This window comes from Streptomyces sp. NPDC058157, from assembly GCF_042884105.1.
Classification (GTDB): Bacteria; Actinomycetota; Actinomycetes; order Streptomycetales; family Streptomycetaceae; genus Streptomyces.
The window spans coordinates 1-16,185 of the sequence record NZ_JBHVUQ010000170.1; the positions used below are offsets into that span (position 1 = coordinate 1).

Annotated in this window: 13 protein-coding genes; 4 read left to right on the top strand and 9 right to left on the bottom strand. The window is 74.4% G+C overall.

Going from position 1 to position 16,185, the window contains the following annotated elements; genetic code table 11:
* Nucleotides 1–829 precede the first annotated feature (829 nt).
* Nucleotides 830–2,176 carry a diaminobutyrate--2-oxoglutarate transaminase family protein gene (locus ACFVXK_RS30165; RefSeq protein WP_389617649.1) on the bottom strand — a complete coding sequence of 449 codons (1,347 nt, stop codon included), beginning with the start codon at nucleotides 2,174–2,176 and terminating at the stop codon, nucleotides 830–832.
* Nucleotides 2,177–2,518: 342 nt separating this feature from the next.
* Here ACFVXK_RS30165 and ACFVXK_RS30170 point away from each other — a divergent pair, with 342 nt between their 5' ends.
* Entirely contained in the window at nucleotides 2,519–3,706 is a 1,188-nt protein-coding gene (locus ACFVXK_RS30170; protein ID WP_389617652.1) for a trypsin-like serine peptidase, read from the top strand.
* Nucleotides 3,707–3,788: 82 nt separating this feature from the next.
* Here ACFVXK_RS30170 and hflX read toward each other — a convergent pair whose 3' ends face one another.
* From hflX to miaA, 6 genes are all read right to left on the bottom strand, one after another.
* Nucleotides 3,789–5,294: a GTPase HflX gene (hflX, locus tag ACFVXK_RS30175; RefSeq protein ID WP_389617655.1), complete on the bottom strand. Its 1,506-nt coding sequence runs from the start codon at nucleotides 5,292–5,294 to the stop codon at nucleotides 3,789–3,791.
* A 161-nt stretch (nucleotides 5,295–5,455) separates the two neighbouring features.
* Nucleotides 5,456–6,976: a M1 family metallopeptidase gene (locus tag ACFVXK_RS30180; protein WP_389617658.1), complete on the bottom strand. Its 1,521-nt coding sequence runs from the start codon at nucleotides 6,974–6,976 to the stop codon at nucleotides 5,456–5,458.
* Between the two features lie 120 nt (nucleotides 6,977–7,096).
* Complete coding sequence (locus tag ACFVXK_RS30185) at nucleotides 7,097–9,163, bottom strand: RelA/SpoT family protein (RefSeq protein WP_389617661.1); 2,067 nt, start codon at nucleotides 9,161–9,163, stop codon at nucleotides 7,097–7,099.
* A gap of 140 nt (nucleotides 9,164–9,303) precedes the next feature.
* Nucleotides 9,304–10,179, bottom strand: a complete 876-nt coding sequence (gene dapF / locus ACFVXK_RS30190) for a diaminopimelate epimerase (RefSeq protein WP_389617664.1) — start codon at nucleotides 10,177–10,179, stop codon at nucleotides 9,304–9,306.
* Between the two features lie 85 nt (nucleotides 10,180–10,264).
* Nucleotides 10,265–10,831 carry a hypothetical protein gene (locus ACFVXK_RS30195; RefSeq protein ID WP_389617680.1) on the bottom strand — a complete coding sequence of 189 codons (567 nt, stop codon included), beginning with the start codon at nucleotides 10,829–10,831 and terminating at the stop codon, nucleotides 10,265–10,267.
* Nucleotides 10,832–10,943: 112 nt separating this feature from the next.
* Nucleotides 10,944–11,882 carry a tRNA (adenosine(37)-N6)-dimethylallyltransferase MiaA gene (gene miaA / locus ACFVXK_RS30200; RefSeq protein ID WP_389617667.1) on the bottom strand — a complete coding sequence of 313 codons (939 nt, stop codon included), beginning with the start codon at nucleotides 11,880–11,882 and terminating at the stop codon, nucleotides 10,944–10,946.
* Between the two features lie 227 nt (nucleotides 11,883–12,109).
* Here miaA and ACFVXK_RS30205 point away from each other — a divergent pair, with 227 nt between their 5' ends.
* Both ACFVXK_RS30205 and ACFVXK_RS30210 read left to right on the top strand, forming a co-directional pair.
* Nucleotides 12,110–12,304: a gliding motility protein gene (locus ACFVXK_RS30205; RefSeq protein WP_389617670.1), complete on the top strand. Its 195-nt coding sequence runs from the start codon at nucleotides 12,110–12,112 to the stop codon at nucleotides 12,302–12,304.
* Nucleotides 12,305–12,352: 48 nt separating this feature from the next.
* Nucleotides 12,353–12,598: an antitoxin gene (locus ACFVXK_RS30210; RefSeq protein WP_358892010.1), complete on the top strand. Its 246-nt coding sequence runs from the start codon at nucleotides 12,353–12,355 to the stop codon at nucleotides 12,596–12,598.
* Nucleotides 12,599–12,684: 86 nt separating this feature from the next.
* On the opposite strand, the gene ACFVXK_RS30215 is transcribed toward ACFVXK_RS30210, so the two are convergent.
* Together ACFVXK_RS30215 and miaB are read right to left on the bottom strand one after the other, a co-directional pair.
* Nucleotides 12,685–13,395, bottom strand: coding sequence for a class III extradiol dioxygenase subunit B-like domain-containing protein (locus ACFVXK_RS30215; protein WP_389617673.1), 711 nt, complete (start codon nucleotides 13,393–13,395; stop codon nucleotides 12,685–12,687).
* 148 nt (nucleotides 13,396–13,543) lie between these two features.
* Complete coding sequence (miaB, locus tag ACFVXK_RS30220) at nucleotides 13,544–15,064, bottom strand: tRNA (N6-isopentenyl adenosine(37)-C2)-methylthiotransferase MiaB (RefSeq protein ID WP_389617675.1); 1,521 nt, start codon at nucleotides 15,062–15,064, stop codon at nucleotides 13,544–13,546.
* 91 nt (nucleotides 15,065–15,155) lie between these two features.
* On the opposite strand from miaB, the gene ACFVXK_RS30225 reads away from it, so the two are divergent.
* Nucleotides 15,156–16,097, top strand: coding sequence for a LysR family transcriptional regulator (locus ACFVXK_RS30225; RefSeq protein WP_389617677.1), 942 nt, complete (start codon nucleotides 15,156–15,158; stop codon nucleotides 16,095–16,097).
* Nucleotides 16,098–16,185: the final 88 nt, after the last annotated feature.

Below are 16,185 nucleotides of genomic sequence, written 5' to 3' on the forward strand. Positions count from 1 at the left end.
AGTCGGTGGCAGGGTCGGGGAGGTCAAGAAGATCGGGCAGCACCGCCGGTACGCGCCCGGCAGGTCCGGCCCCGCCCACCCGGGGCCCGGGGGTGCCTGCCTTCTGCCGCGGCACCGTCCCGGCCGCGGCCGCCGCCCGGGGCGCCGGGGCGGCTCCGGCGCCGCTCCCGGACGCTCCGGGGGCGGTGAAGGGCCCGGCGGGGGGCGTCTGCCCGGTTTCGGCTCCGGCGTCGGCCCGGGACCCGGCTCCGGCTCCGGCTCCGGCTCCGGCTCCGGGCGGGGTTCCCGTCCAGGGGAGCGCCGGCGCGGGCGCGGAGTCCGGCCTGGGGGGCTGCGGGGTGGTCCCCGAGGCCGCCGGGGCTCCGGCTCCGGGAAGCGGTGAGGTTGGGGCGGGGGCGGGGAGCTGCCGGGGGTCCCCGGGGGCTGCCGGGGTGGTGGGGGGTTCGGTCCCAGGGGCTGTGCTCGGCGGGGCTGCCGGGGCGGGGAGGTGGCGGAGATCCCGCGGGGCTGCCGGGGTGGTGGGGGGGTCGGGCTCGGGGGCGGGCCTCGGCGCGGCTGCCGGGGCGGGGAGGTGGCGGAGGTCCCGCGGGGCTGCCGTGGTGGTGGGGGGTTCGGGCTCCGGGGCGGGCCTCGGCGCGGCTGCCGGGGTGGGGGCCTCGTTTGCTGGTTCGGGGGCGGGTGTGGGGGCGGGACGGGGTGGGGCGGGGGTGGAGGGTGGGGTGGGCCAGGGCGGGGGTGGCTGGGTGGTGGTTGGTGGGGGTGCGGGGTGGTTCGGGGGAGGTGTGGGGGCCGGGTGGGTTCCGGGGTCGGGCATGGGTGGGGTCCTTGGTCAGTGGGCGGCGGCGGGGACGGCGTCGGCGAGGCGGTCCAGGACGGCTGTGGCCTGCTCGTCGGTGAGGGTGAGCGGGGGCAGCAGGCGGACCACGGCGCCGTGACGGCCGCCGAGTTCGACGATCAGGCCGCGTTCCAGGCACTCCTGGCGGATGGCGGCGGCCAGGGCGGGGGCGGCGGCTCCCGTGTCGGGGTCGACGATCTCGACGCCGAGCATCAGGCCCCTGCCGCGTACGTCGCCCACGCAGGGCTGGTCGGCCGCCAGGCCGCGCAGGGCGGTGAGCATCCGGCCGCCCAGTTCGGCCGCGCGTTCGGCGAGGCCGTTGCGGCGGACGTAGGCGAGGGTGGCGGTGCCGGCGGCCATGGCGAGCTGGTTGCCGCGGAACGTTCCGGCATGGGCTCCGGGCTCCCAGGCGTCCAGCTCGGAGCGGTAGACGATCACGGCCAGCGGCAGGCTGCCGCCGATGGCCTTGGAGAGCACCATCACGTCGGGCACCACCCCGGCGTGGTCGACGCCCCAGAAGGCCCCGGTGCGGCCCACCCCGGTCTGCACCTCGTCCGCGATCAGCGGGATGCCCCGGGCCTGGGTGATCTCCCGCATCCGGCGCAGCCAGTCGTCCGGGGCCGGGTGGACCCCGCCCTCGCCCTGGACGGGTTCGACGAGCATGCCCGCCGGGGCGGGCACCCCTCCCTTGGGGTCGTCGAGCAGGCTCTCGGTCCACGCCGCCGACAGGCGGGCGCCCTCCGCGCCGCCGACCCCGAACGGGCAGCGGTGGTCCTGCGGGTACGGCAGCCGGGTCACCCGGACGTCGGGGGCGCCGCCGGAAGCGCCCAGGGCCCCGGCCGTCATGCCGTGGTAGGCCCCGGTGAAGGCGAGCAGGCCGGAGCGTCCGGTGGCGGTGCGGACGAGTTTCAGCGCGGCCTCGACCGCGTCCGTCCCGGCCGGCCCGCAGAACTGGACGCGGGCGTCGGCGGCCAGCCCGGCCGGCAGGTTCGCGAACAGCTCGGTGGTGAAGGCGTCCTTGACCGGGGTGGCGAGGTCGAGCACATGCAGCGGGGCCCCCGAGTCGAGGACCCGGCGGATGGCCTCGAGGACCACGGGGTGGTTGTGCCCGAGGGCGAGGGTGCCCGCGCCGGAGAGGCAGTCGAGGTAGCGCCGCCCGTCGGCGCCCTCGATGGTCAGACCGCGCGCCCGTACCGGGACGATGGGCAGCGAGCGCGCGTACGTCCGGGCCGCGGACTCCCGCAGCGCCTGCCGGCGCAGGATGCCCTCGGCCGTGGCCGGCCCCCGGCCGCCCTGGGGCGGGATCTGTGCCGCGGCTGCGGCCTGCTCGGTCAGGGACACGACTGTCGGACCTCCCGCACGGTTCCTCTTCCGGATTGCGCCTCGAACACGAACGCTGCTGCACCGTCCCCCGTACGTACCAACGACGGCGACGGCGGCGGATCACGGGTTCGGGCGAAGATCCTTGCGGTCCAGGGGTCATGAAGGGCCTTCAGTTTTCGGCCGGGCGGCCCCCGAACCCCGGTTGAGCAGCAGGGCCGAGAGCATCGGTGCGCGCCGGAACCGCAGACCCGGGGCCCGCCGTCTTCAACGGCGGCGGCATAGTGGGGTGCTGCGAATGCGAACCGGAGCACCCTGGACGACCCCGTCCCAACACCTCGAAGCACCTGGGGGATTTACGACATGCGACCGAACCGACCGGTCACCGCGGCCCTCTGCGCGGCCGCGCTCGCGCTGACCGCCGCGGCCTGCGGACCCGGCGACGGGGAGGCCGGCGGCGACGCCAAGCCGACCGTGGCAGCGCCCCTCCCGTCCGGCGGCGCCGCGGACGGCCCGATCAAGATCCCGCAAGAGCTCAAGGACAAGCTCAAGCAGCACGGCTTCGACATGGAGAAGTGGAAGGGGGGCGCGTGGAAGAACTGGAACAAGGACGACTGGCTCCGCGAGGCGGGCGACTACGTCAACCCGATCATCGACGGCCTCTGGGACCCGGACCGGATGCGTGACGCGGAGCAGCCGCAGCGCCCGTCCGTCGACCCCGACGCCGGCAAGGACCAGGGCGTCACGGACCCGACCCCGGCGCCGGTGACGGCGAAGGCGGCGGCCGCGCCGTACCACTCCAGCGTTCCGGCGTCCGGCAAGGTCTTCTTCGACGGTCCCGAGGGCTCGATGGTCTGCTCGGCGACCGTGGTGAAGGACCCCGCCCACCCCGGCAAGTCCAACCTGGTCTGGACGGCCGGCCACTGCGTGCACGCGGGCAAGGCCGGCGGCTGGTACCGCAACATCGCCTTCGTCCCCTCGTACAACAACGCGGGCCGGCCGGCGGCGGAGCTCAAGGGCGCGCCGCGCGAGCAGGTGGCCCCGTACGGCGTGTGGTGGAGCGACTGGGCGCAGACCTCCGACCAGTGGATCGCGAACGGCGGTCCGACGGGCGGTGCGGGCGCGCCGTACGACTTCGCGGTGCTGCACGTGACGCCGGAGAAGGGCGGCAGCGGCAAGTCGCTGGAGGAGACGGTCGGCACGGCGCTGCCGGTGGAGTTCAGCGCCCCGGCGGTCCCGAAGATCACGGGGATGACGGCGACGGGCTACCCGGCCGCGGGTCCCTTCGACGGCCAGAAGGCCTACCAGTGCACGGACAAGCCGGGCCGTCTGGCGCTGCACCAGCAGGACCCGGTGATGTACCGCATCGGCTGCACGATGACGGGCGGCTCCTCCGGCGGCGGCTGGATCGCCACGGGTGCCGACGGCAAGCCCGCGCTGGTCTCGAACACCTCGATCGGCCCGGCGAAGGCGGGCTGGCTGGCCGGCCCGAAGCTGGGGCCGGAGGCCAAGGGGATCTACGACGCCGTGAGTGCCAAGTTCAAGCGCTGAACGCGCACCCGCGCCGGTGGGCGCGGAAAACGGCCGAGGGCCCTCCGCACATGCGGAGGGCCCTCGGTCCTGTCTGCCGGCGTTACCGCTTGGCGGGGATGTACGGCGCCAGTTCCGCCGCGAGTTCCTGGTGGACCCGCGCCTTGAGGACGGTGCCCTCCGGGGTGTGCTCCTCGGAGATCACCTCGCCCTCGGCGTGCGCCCGGGCGACCAGTCCGCCGCGGGTGTACGGCACGAGCGCCTCCACCTCGACGGCCGGCCGGGGCAGCTCGCTGTCGATGAGCGCGAGGAGTTCCTCGATGCCCTGGCCCGTACGGGCCGAGACGGCGATGGAGTGCCGCTCGATGCGCAGCAGGCGCTGCAGGACCAGCGGGTCCGCGGCGTCGGCCTTGTTGATCACCACGATCTCCGGCACGTTGACGGCGCCGACCTCGCGGATGACCTCGCGGACCGCCGCCAGCTGCTCCTCCGGTGCCGGGTGCGAGCCGTCCACGATGTGCAGGATGAGGTCGGAGTCGCCGACCTCCTCCATCGTGGAGCGGAACGCCTCGACGAGGTGGTGCGGCAGGTGCCGGACGAAGCCCACGGTGTCGGCCAGGGTGTACACCCGGCCGGACGGGGTCTCGGCGCGGCGCACGGTCGGGTCGAGGGTGGCGAACAGCGCGTTCTCCACCAGGACGCCCGCGCCGGTGAGGCGGTTGAGCAGGGAGGACTTGCCGGCGTTGGTGTAGCCGGCGATGGCGACCGAGGGCACCTTGTTGCGGCGCCGTTCCTGCCGCTTGATGTCGCGGCCGGTCTTCATCTCGGCGATCTCCCGGCGCATCTTCGCCATCTTCTCGCGGATGCGGCGCCGGTCCGTCTCGATCTTGGTCTCACCGGGGCCTCGGGTGGCCATGCCGCCACCGCCGCCGCCACCCATCTGCCGGGAGAGCGACTGACCCCAGCCGCGCAGCCGCGGCAGCATGTACTGCATCTGCGCGAGGGCGACCTGCGCCTTGCCCTCTCGGGACTTGGCGTGCTGGGCGAAGATGTCCAGGATGAGGGCGGTCCGGTCGACGACCTTGACCTTGACGACGTCCTCGAGGGCGATGAGCTGGCCGGGGCTGAGCTCGCCGTCGCAGACGACGGTGTCGGCGCCGCTCTCCAGCACGATGTCGCGCAGCTCGCGGGCCTTTCCGGAACCGATGAAGGTGGCCGGGTCGGGCTTGTCGCGGCGCTGGATGACACCGTCGAGTACGAGGGCGCCCGCCGTCTCGGCCAGGGCCGCGAGCTCCGCGAGGGAGTTCTCGGCGTCGCCCACCGTGCCGGAGGTCCAGACACCGACGAGGACGACGCGCTCCAGGCGGAGCTGTCGGTACTCGACCTCGGTGACGTCCTCGAGCTCGGTGGAGAGACCGGCCACGCGGCGCAGGGCCGCGCGCTCGGAGCGGTCGAACTGGTCGCCGTCCCGGTCTCCGTCGATCTCGTGGCTCCAGGCGACGTCCTCTTCCATCAGGGCATCGGCCCGAAGGCTCTCGGTGAAGCGCTGCGGGTCCCGCACGTCCTGCGCGTCCCGCGGGTCCTGGGAAGGGGATGAAGAGGAGGTCATTGGATCCTTACGTCGATTCGGTTGCGTGCGCGCCGGCTAGGGCCAAAGGTACCGCCGTGCGTGACTGACTCTGTCACGTCCAACGCGGGACCCGGTCCGGTGATTCCCCGGTCCGCTCCGTTGCCGGCCTCGTCGATGGTGACATGCCCGTTCCTGGCCCGTCATACCGTTTTTCCGGCCCCTTCCGGAGCGTGGGCGGGCGCCGCCGCCTTAGGGGCCGCCTTGGGGGCCGCCTTGGCCGCCGGGGAGCTCCAGTCCGGGTGGCCGGGCATCGGCGGGGTCTTCGTCCCGTAGAGCCAGGGCTTCAGGAAGGCCGTGAGGTCGCGCCCGGCCTCCTGCGAGGCGAGGCGTACGAAGTCGTCGGTGCCGGCGGTGCCGTCCTTGTGCTCCGCCACCCACCGCCGCTCCACCCGGTCGAAGGCGGCGGTGCCGATCTCCTCGCGCAGGGCGTAGAGGATCAGGGCTGCCCCGTCGTAGACCACGGGGCGGAACAGGCCGATCTTCTGCCCGGGCGCCGCCGCCTTGGGGGCCGCCGGGGGGCCGCCGGCGGCCCGCCACTGGTCGGAGCGCTGGTAGGCCTCGCGCATCCGCCGGTCCAGGGAGTACTTGCCGAGCCCGTCCGCGTAGAGGGCCTCGTACCAGGTGGCGTGTCCCTCGTTGAGCCAGAGGTCGGACCAGGTGCGCGGGGTGACGCTGTCGCCGAACCACTGGTGGGCGAGCTCGTGGACCATGACGGACTCGACGTACCACTCGGGGTAGCCCTGGGCCTCCCCCGCGAAGAGGCCGTTCTCGAAGAGCGAGAGGGTCTGGGTCTCCAGCTCGAAGCCGGTGCGGGCGCGGGCGATCAGCACCCCGTAGTTCTCGAAGGGGTAGCGGCCGACCCGCTGCTCCATCCACTCGATGTGCCCGGCGGTCTTGCGCAGCCAGGGCTCCAGCCGCTCCCGGTCGGCGGCGGGCACCACGTCGCGCAGCGGCAGCCCGTGCGGTCCGGTGCGTTGGAGGACGGCGGAGCGGCCGATGGAGACCTGGGCGAGCTCGGTGGCCATCGGGTGCAGGGTCCGGTAGGTCCACTCGGTCGCCCCGGCCGCGCGGGTGGCGGGGAGTGCGCCGGGCAGGCCGTTCGCCACGACGGTGTAGCCCTCGGGGGCGGTGACGTGGAAGGTGAAGTAGGCCTTGTCGGCGGGGTGGTCGTTGCAGGGGAAGACCCGGTGCGCCGCGTCGGCCTGGTTGGCCATGGCCAGGCCGTCCTCGGTGGTGACCCAGCCGCCGTCGGAGGAGCCGCGCGGGTCGCTGGTGTGGCGGACGGTGATCCGCAGCGGGGTGTTCGCGGCGACGGGGTGCGCGGGAGTCAGTACGAGGTCCTCCCCCGCGCTCTCGAACCGCGCGGGTTCGCCGTTGACCTCGGCGGAGGCCACCGTCCCGTGGGTGAAGTCCAGGTTGATCCGCTCCAGCGGGGCCAGGGCACGGGCTTCGATGGCGGTCACCGCGTCGAGGGGGGTGCGGTTGTCCTTGTACGTGAGGGAGAGGTCGTACGAGAGGACGTCGTACCCGGGGTTGCCGAGCTCGGGGAAGAGGCGGTCGCCGATGCCGAGGGGCTTGGGCGGCGGCAGCACGGCGGCGACGAGGCTGAGGGAGGCCGCGGCGAGCAGGGCGGCGCGCAGGCGCGGGGAGGAGAGCTGCATCCACCACCGCTTACCAGCGCCCGCCGCGGCCCGGCGCGCGGCGCGCGACGGATCCACCCGAACGAGACTCCCCCGACGGCCCCCCGTCCCCGGCCTCCCCCTTCGCCCCCCGTGTTCCCGTCAGGCCCGGCCGACGTCGTACACGCCGGGCACGTCCCGCATGGCCCGCATCAGCCCGGGCAGCACGGAGGCGTCGGGCAGCTGCAGGGTGTAGCTGTGCCGGACCCGCTGCTCGACGGGCGGCTCGACGGTGGCGGAGACGACCTCGACCCCCTGGCGGGCGATGGCCTCGGTCAGGTCGGCCAGCAGGTGCGGGCGGCCGAACGATTCGGCGAGCAGGGTGACCCGGCAGTCGGCGGTGGCCCGCCAGTGCACGGCGACGGAGGTGCGGCCGAGCGACCGCATCTGGGCGACGGCCGGGCAGTGCACCCGGTGGACGGTGACGGCGCCGCCCCGGACGACGAATCCGGCGACCGCGTCCGGCGGGACGGGGGTGCAGCAGCCGGCGAGGCGGACGTGCGCGTCGGGGAGGTCGGCGACGGCGTTGCCCCCGCCCCCGCGCAGCCCGGGCACCGAGAGGGGGGCGCGGGGGGCCGCGGCGGCGGGTACGGCGCCCTCGGGGTGGGCCTGGAGCCAGCTGCTGATGGCGATGCGGGCGGCCGGGGTCTTGGCGTGCTCCAGCCAGTCGGCGGCGGGCCCGGAGGAGGCGTCCTGGGCGAGCAGCAGCTGGACGGTGTCCCCGTCGGAGAGCGGGGCGGAGAGGGAGGTGAGGCGCCCGTTGACGCGGGCGCCGATACAGCCGTGGGCCGCCTCGCCGTACTGGGCGTAGGCGGCGTCGATACAGCCGGCCCCGGCGGGCAGGGCCAGGGTGCCGCCGTCGGCGCGGTAGACGGTGATCTCGCGGTCCTGGGCGAGTTCGGCGCGCAGGCCCGTCCAGAAGGTGTCGGGGTCGGGTGCGGACTGCTGCCAGTCGAGGAGCCGGGAGAGCCAGCCGGGCCGGGTCGGGTCGACCCCTTCGCAGTCGGAGCCCTCGCCGGTCGCGTACGGGTTGCCGAGGGCGACCACGCCCGCCTCGGCGACGCGGTGCATCTGCCGGGTGCGGACGATGACCTCGGCGACGTACCCCTCGGGGACGGCGACGGCGGTGTGCAGCGACTGGTAGAGGTTGAACTTGGGGACGGCGATGAAGTCCTTGAACTCCGAGACGACCGGGGTGAAGCAGGTGTGGAGTTCGCCGAGGACGGCGTAGCAGTCGGCGTTCTCTCCGACGAGGACGAGGATGCGGCCGAAGTCCGGGCCGCGGAGTTCGCCGCGGGTGCGGGAGATGCGGTGGACGGAGACGAAGTGCCGGGGGCGGACGAGCACCTCGGCGGTGATGCCGGCCTCGCGCAGGACGGTGCGTACGGACTCTGCGATGGCGAGGAGGGGGTCGTCCGCGCCGCAGTGGGCGGCGATGAGCGCGCGGGTGCGCTCGTACTCCTCGGGGTGCAGGATCGCGAAGACGAGGTCTTCCAGTTCGGTCTTGAGGGCCTGGACGCCGAGGCGTTCGGCGAGCGGGATCAGGACGTCGCGGGTGACCTTGGCGATGCGGGCCTGTTTCTCGGGGCGCATCACGCCGAGGGTGCGCATGTTGTGCAGCCGGTCGGCGAGTTTGATGGACATGACGCGGACGTCGTTGCCGGTGGCGACGAGCATCTTGCGGAAGGTCTCGGGTTCGGCGGCGGCGCCGTAGTCGATCTTCTCGACCTTGGTGACCCCGTCGACGATGAAGGCGACCTCGTCGCCGAACTCGGTGCGGACCTGATCGAGGGTCACCTCGGTGTCCTCGACGGTGTCGTGCAGCAGGGAGGCCGTCAGGGTGGTGGTCTCGGCGCCGAGTTCGGCCAGGATGAGCGTGACGGCGAGCGGGTGTGTGATGTACGGCTCACCGCTCTTGCGCATCTGGCCGCGGTGCGAGGACTCCGCCAGGAGGTACGCACGGCGCAGGATGGACAGGTCCGCGTCCGGGTGGTGGGCTCGGTGCGCTTCTGCTACGTGTCCGATGGCGTCCGGGAGGCGGTCCCGGGACGCGGGCCCGAGCAGGGCGGCTCGGCCCAGGCGGCGCAGATCGAGCCGGGTCCGGCCACGTCTGCGCAGCTCAGGGCGCACTTCAGCATGTGCTTCGGGGTTCGTGGCCTCTGCACTCATGGGCACCTCCGGCGGCTTCGACCGGCGGTGGTGGGCATGGGGTGAGCCCTCAGGGCCGGTGCCTGATGTTACCGACCCCACCACGTGGCGCAGTCCGCCTCTCGCTCAGCGTGAAACGGATCACCCAAGAGAGGGAATCTTCAGGCGAAGGCAGTTTCCGTGAGCCAGTCCGCTTCGAACTCGCCGGAGGCCACGATGACGGCCGGTCCGGTCATGTCGATGCGACCGTCGGGGTGTTCGGTGATGACGAGGGTACCGCCGGGCAGGTCGACCGTGTACGAGACGGGCTCTCCCGTGACGGCGGGGTCGGCTCCGTCGCGCCGGATGGCGGCCACGGCGACGGCGCAGGCGCCTGTCCCGCAGGAGCGGGTCTCGCCGGAGCCGCGCTCGTGGACGCGCATGGCGACGTGCCGCGGGCCGCGGTCGACGACGAACTCGACATTGACCCCGGTGGGGTAGGCGGAGGCCGGGCTGAAGGGCGGGGGGCTGTACAGGTCGCCGGCGTGGTCGAGGCTTTCAACGAACGCGACGGCGTGCGGGTTCCCCATGTTCACGTTGCGCGCGGGCCAGGAGCGCTCGCCGACGGAGACGGTGACCTCGCCCTCGGGGAGCCGGGCGCTGCCCATGGAGACGGTGACGTCGCCGGTCTTCGCGAGGTGGGCCTGCTTGACCCCGCCGCGGGTGGCGATCGCGAAGTCGCCGGGCTCGACGTGGCCGGCGTGGTGGAGGTAGCGGGCGAAGACGCGCACGCCGTTGCCGCACATCTCGGCGACGGAGCCGTCGCTGTTGCGGTAGTCCATGAACCACTCGGCCTGGTCGGCCAGGTGCGCGGCCTCGGGGTGGACGGCGGAGCGCACGACATGCAGCACACCGTCCGCCCCGATGCCGGCCCGGCGGTCGCACAGGGCGGCGACGGCGGTGGGCGGCAGGTCGACGGCGTTGTCCGGGTCGGGGACGATCACGAAGTCGTTCTCGGTCCCGTGGCCCTTGAGGAAGGGGAGGGTGGTGTGCGTCACGATCCCATGGTACCGAGCGGGGCGCGGCCCCGGCCGGTGGGCCCGGCATGCGGTCAGAGGGCCGTCAGCGCGGTGTCGGCGCTGGTCAGCGCAGGCGAGCCACCCGGTAGACGGCGAGGGCGACGACGGCCAGCGCGACCAGTGCGTACAGCCCGGCGATCCGCCAGTCGGGGCGGCGGCCGCTGCCCCGGGGCGGGAGCCCGGGCCAGGAGTAGCCGACGCGGCGGGCGGCCATCATGCCCCAGCCGCCCGCGCAGGAGCTGATGAGGAAGCCGAGCATGGCCACGACCGCTCCGCCGTCGCCGAACTCGAAGGCGAGGGGGAAGGCGAACATCAGGGAGCCGGCGGCGGCCAGCATCACGATGGGGGCGATCTGCCAGATCCGCAGCCGGCGCTGGGGCCGCAGCTCGACCTCGACTGCGGGGGCGTCGGCAGTCTCGCTGCCGGGCTCGGGCGCTTCGGGGCCGTCGGTGGTCAGGCGGGCGGGGTCGGCGGGCAGGCCGAGTCCGTCGGGGCCGTCCGGGCCGCCGGGGGCTCCCGGCGCGCCGGTGCCCGCGGGCTCGCCGGGCACCGCGGGGAGGGCGGACAGGGTTACGTCCGTCTCCCGCTCGGTGTCGTCCCGCCCGGTGTCTCGCCGAGGGCCGGCCTCCATAGCCACGCGCCCTCCCCACTTCGGACTCCGCACGCCACTGTTCAGAAGTTTGATGATGGCACGGTCGGGGGCCTGCGACGGGCGCACGGGGCGTCCCGATGCCATCACGTGATCAGGCTGTGACCGCTCGTTCGACCAACGACTGCGCGAGTCCGGGGAGTTCCCCGCGATCGGCGGCGGCTCCGCTGAGCCAGTGGACCCGGGGGTCGCGGCGGAACCAGGAGTCCTGGCGGCGGGCGAAGCGCTTGGTGGCCCGCACGGTCTCGGCCCTGGCCTCGTCCTCCGTGCACTCGCCGGCGAGGGCGGCCAGTACCTGCTGGTAGCCCAGGGCGCGGGAGGCGGTGATGCCGTCGCGCAGGCCCCGCGCCTCCAGGTCCCGGACCTCCTCGACCAGTCCGGCCTCCCACATGCGGTCGACGCGCGTCGCGATGCGCTCGTCGAGCTCGGGGCGGGCCACGTCGACGCCGATCTGGACGGTGTCGTAGACGGACTCGTGGCCGGGCAGGTTGGCGGTGAAGGGCTTGCCCGTGATCTCGATCACCTCGAGGGCCCGGACGATGCGGCGGGTGTTGCCGGGCAGGATCGCCGCGGCCGCGGCCGGGTCGAGGGCGGCCAGGCGGGCGTGCAGGGCGCCGGGGCCGCGCAGGGTGGCCTCCTCCTCCAGCCGGGCGCGGACCTCGGGGTCGGTGCCGGGGAACTCCATGGCGTCGAGGGCGCCGCGGACGTAGAGCCCGGATCCGCCGACGAGGACCGGCGTGCGGCCCTGGGCGAGGAGCTTGTCGATCTCGGCGCGGGCGAGGCGCTGGTACTCGGCGACGCTGGCGGTCTCGGTGACGTCCCAGATGTCGAGGAGGTGGTGGGGGACGCCGCCGCGCTCGTCCATCGTCAGCTTGGCGGTGCCGATGTCCATCCCCCGGTAGAGCTGCATGGAGTCGGCGTTGACGACCTCTCCGTCGAAGTGGCGGGCCAGGGCGACGCCCAGGTCGGACTTTCCGGCCGCGGTGGGACCGACGACGGCGATGACCCGCGGGGCGGGGGCTGCATTCCTCACCGGAACAGTTTCGCAGCCCCCGGTCAAGACACCGTCATGTACCCGATCGGGTGAGGTGACGGGGGGTGTCCGGGGTCGTTGCCCTGAAGAGGTTCCGGCCCGGCGCGCGCCTGGCGCACATCTGGTGGAGGCCGGTCCGGCCACAGCGGAACTTCACCCGCACGAGTAACGTTATGGGAGTAGACATGGGCGTTTTTGACCGGATTTTTCGTCGTAAGGAAGAGGCGGTGACCGAGGAGGTCACGGCCGAGGCCACCGCGGCGGAGACGCCGGCCGCGGCGGCCGAGCCGGCCGACGGTGCCGGCGAGGACGAGGCGGCTGCGGCCGGGGCTCCCGCGGCGGAGGCCGCCGTGGAGATCCCCAAGCAGCAGTCGGCCGAGGTGGCCGCGGACAGCGAGGCCGGCGAGGGCGCCCGTACATAGCCACCGCTCCCCCGGGCTCCGTCCGGGGGGACCCCAGGAAGGTGACCCATGGGCCTGCTCGACAATCTGAAGGCCAAGCTCGCTCCGGCCAAGGACAAGGTCGGCGACCTCGCGCAGAAGCACGAGGGCAGGATCGGCGAGGGCCTGGACAAGGTCGCCAAGGTCGTGGACTCCAAGACCCATGGCAAGTACAGCGACCGGATCACGACCGGTACGGACAAGGCGAAGGACGCCCTGGGCAAGGTCGCGCACAAGGACGCCCCCGGCGGGCCGACGCCGCCGGCGGCTTCCTGAGGCGGGGCGCCCCGAGGGGCGCCGGCAGGATCAAGGGGCGTGGGACCGAGGGTCCCGCGCCCCTTCGCCGTACGGGGCGCCTCCGGTCAGGACCAGGCGGCCACGAAGTAGCCGACCCCGTACGGGGCGTCCTCGTACAGCAGCCGCCCGCCCAGCCCCGCGCCCTCGGCGGCGCCCGCGAGCACCTGCCAGGGCGCCCGCCCGGCGGCCTGGAGCTCGGCAGCGAGTACGGGGTCCAGCGCGGCCAGCGCGTCGGTGTCGGCGGAGCCCAGGGCCCGGCCGGCGGCGGTGTCGAAGGCGGCGGCGCGCTCGTCGAGGTAGCCCGGGGCCTTCAGCGTGCGGCAGGCGCTGCCGTCGCCCATGACCAGCAGCGCGACCCGTTCGTCGGCGGCGGCCAGCTCCCGGCCGGTCTCCAGGCAGCGCGCGGCCTCCAGGGAGTCCGCGACGGCGAGTCCCTCGACGGGGGCGGCGCCCCAGCGGGCGCGGCCCAGCAGCCAGGCGCCCACGGCCAGGGGGGCGGGCAGCAGGCGCGGCCCCTCCTCGCCCTCGCCGAGGCGGACCTCCGCGTCGACGCCGAAGCCGTGGAAGCTCCCTCGGGAGCCCTGCGGGTAGGGCCCCTGGTGGTCGGCGTCGTCGCAGGAGCCGACCACGACCAGCACGTCGGGCCGGGAGGCGGCCAGTACGGCGAGGGCGTCGGAGCAGGCGGTACGGGCCCCGTCGAGTTCGGCGGCGGCGCCCGCGGCGACCTCCGGCACGAGGAGCGGCGGGGCGGGGCAGACGGCTGCGGCTACGAGCATGATCCGCAGCCTAGGCGGTGTCGTGCCGATCGGGCCAGACGTCCCGGTGCGGCGCCCCGAGGGCCGCCGCACCGGTGCCGGAAGGTTCCCGGACGGATCCCCAGCGGGGCCCGGGAAGGATCCGGGAAGGATCCGGACGGGGCGCCGGTCAGTCGATCGCGCAGCCCGAGGTGGCCACCGGCAGCGGGGCCGGGACGCCGAGGGTCGGGATGCCGAGCATGACGCCCTGGGGCTGGGCCGGGGCGGCGTTGCGCTTCTCCCAGGCGTCGCCCGCCCGCGTGCGGCGCACGGCGGTGGTCGGGCCCTCGGCCAGCAGGTGGTGCGGGGCCGCGTAGGTGATCTCCACGGTCACCACGTCGCCGGGGCGGACCTCCTCGTCCGGCTTGGTGAAGTGGACCAGGCGGTTGTCGGGGGCGCGGCCGGACAGGCGGGCGGTGGCGCCGTCCTTGCGGCCCTCGCCCTCGGCGACCATGACCTCCAGGGTGCGGCCGACCTGCTTCTTGTTCTCCTCCCAGGAGATCTCCTCCTGGAGGGCGACCAGGCGCATGTAGCGGTCCTGGACGACCTCCTTGGGGATCTGCCCCTCCATCTCGGCGGCCGGGGTGCCGGGGCGCTTGGAGTACTGGAAGGTGAAGGCGCCGGCGAAGCGGGCCTCGCGGACCACGTGCATCGTCTGCTGGAAGTCCTCCTCCGTCTCACCCGGGAAGCCCACGATGATGTCGGTGGAGATCGCGGCGTGCGGGATGGCGGCGCGGACCTTCTCGATGATCCCGAGGAAACGCTCCTGCCGGTAGGACCGGCGCATCGCCCGCAGGATCGGGTCCGAGCCGGACTGGAGCGGCATGTGCAGCTGCGGCATCACGTTCGGGGTCTCGGCCATGGCGGCGATGACGTCGTCGGTGAAGTCCTTGGGGTGCGGGGAGGTGAAGCGGACCCGCTCCAGGCCCTCGATCTCGCCGCAGGCGCGCAGCAGCTTGCTGAAGGCCTCGCGGTCGCCGAGGTCGCTGCCGTAGGCGTTGACGTTCTGCCCGAGCAGGGTGATCTCCGAGACGCCCTCGGCGACCAGGGCCTCCACCTCGGCGAGGATGTCGCCGGGACGGCGGTCCTCCTCCTTGCCGCGCAGCGCCGGGACGATGCAGAAGGTGCAGGTGTTGTTGCAGCCGACGGAGATCGAGACCCAGGCGGCGTAGGCGGACTCGCGGCGGGTCGGCAGGGTGGAGGGGAAGGCCTCCAGCGACTCGGCGATCTCGATCTGGGCCTCCTCCCGGACGCGGGCGCGCTCCAGGAGGACGGGCAGCTTGCCGATGTTGTGCGTGCCGAAGACCACGTCGACCCAGGGGGCCTTCTTGACGATGGTGTCGCGGTCCTTCTGGGCGAGGCAGCCGCCGACGGCGATCTGCATGCCGGGGCGCTTGGTCTTCATCGGGGCGAGCCGGCCGAGGTTGCCGTAGAGCTTGTTGTCGGCGTTCTCGCGCACCGCGCAGGTGTTGAAGACGACCACGTCGGCGTCCCCGTCGGAGCCCTCGGGGGCCCGGACGTAGCCGGCGTCCTCCAGCAGACCGGAGAGTCGCTCGGAGTCGTGCACGTTCATCTGGCACCCGTAGGTGCGTACCTCGTAAGTTCCCTTGGGGTCCACCACTGCCGTGCTCCGGTCGCCGCTGCTGGTCATGGAACAAGGGTAGGCGGTGCCGGGGAGCCCCCCGTCCCCCGTACGGCGCAGGCCCGGGAGGCGGCGGGCCCGCGATCTAGCATCACCGGTCATGGAACTGGCTCAGCTGAGGTACTTCGTCGCGGTCGTGGAGGAGGGCGGCTTCACGCGGGCCGCGGGGCGCCTGCACGTGTCGCAGCCGGGGGTGAGCGCGCAGGTCGGGCAGCTGGAGCGGGAGCTGGGGCAGCGGCTGTTGGACCGGTCGGGGCGGCGGGTGACGCCGACGGAGGCGGGCGAGGCGGTCCTGGTCCACGCACGGGCGGCGCTGGCGGCGGTGGAGGGGATCCGGCGGACGGCGGACGAGTTCTCCGGGCTGCTGCGGGGCCGGGTGGCACTGGGGCTGATACCGGGGGCGGCCGGGGCGGCGATGGACTCGTTCGACCTGGTGGCGCTGCTGGGCGACTTCCACGACGCACACCCGCGGGTGGAGATGTCGCTGGCCGAGGACACCTCGGAGCGGATGCTGGCCGCGCTGCGGGACGGGCGCCTCGACCTGGCGGTGGTCGGGCTGGCCGGGGAGCCGCCGCGGGGGATCACTGCGCGGCTGCTGCTCGACGAGCCGCTGGTGGCGGCGGTACGGGCCGGTGACCCGCTCCTGGGGGAGGCGGTGGACGGGGCCGTTGCGCTGGCGGCGCTGCGCGGGCGGCGGCTGATCGGCCTGCCGCGCGGGACGGGGATGCGCGGGGTGCTGGAGCGGGCCTGCGCGGCGGCGGGGTTCACGCCCCGGGTGGACTTCGAGGCGGCCGCGCCGGCGGTACTGGCCCGGATGGCGGCGCGGGGGTTGGGGGTGGCGGTGATCCCGGACGGGGCGCAGGCGCAGGCGGGGCCGGGGGTGCGGGTGCTGCGGATCACGGAGCCGGAGCTGAGCGGCCGGGTGGCGCTGGCCTGGCGCGCCGACGGCCCGTCCGGCCCGGCGGCCCGGGCCCTGCTGACCCGCCTCCGCGCGGCCCTGCCCCCGGAACCGGGGCCCGGCGGAGCGCCCGCCTCGTCCTGACCGGACGTCGGGCTCCCTGCGGACCCGGCCCGGGCGGGGGGAGCCGGCCAGCTCGCCCTGCGGGCGTCGGGCGGGCGGAGCACCGGCC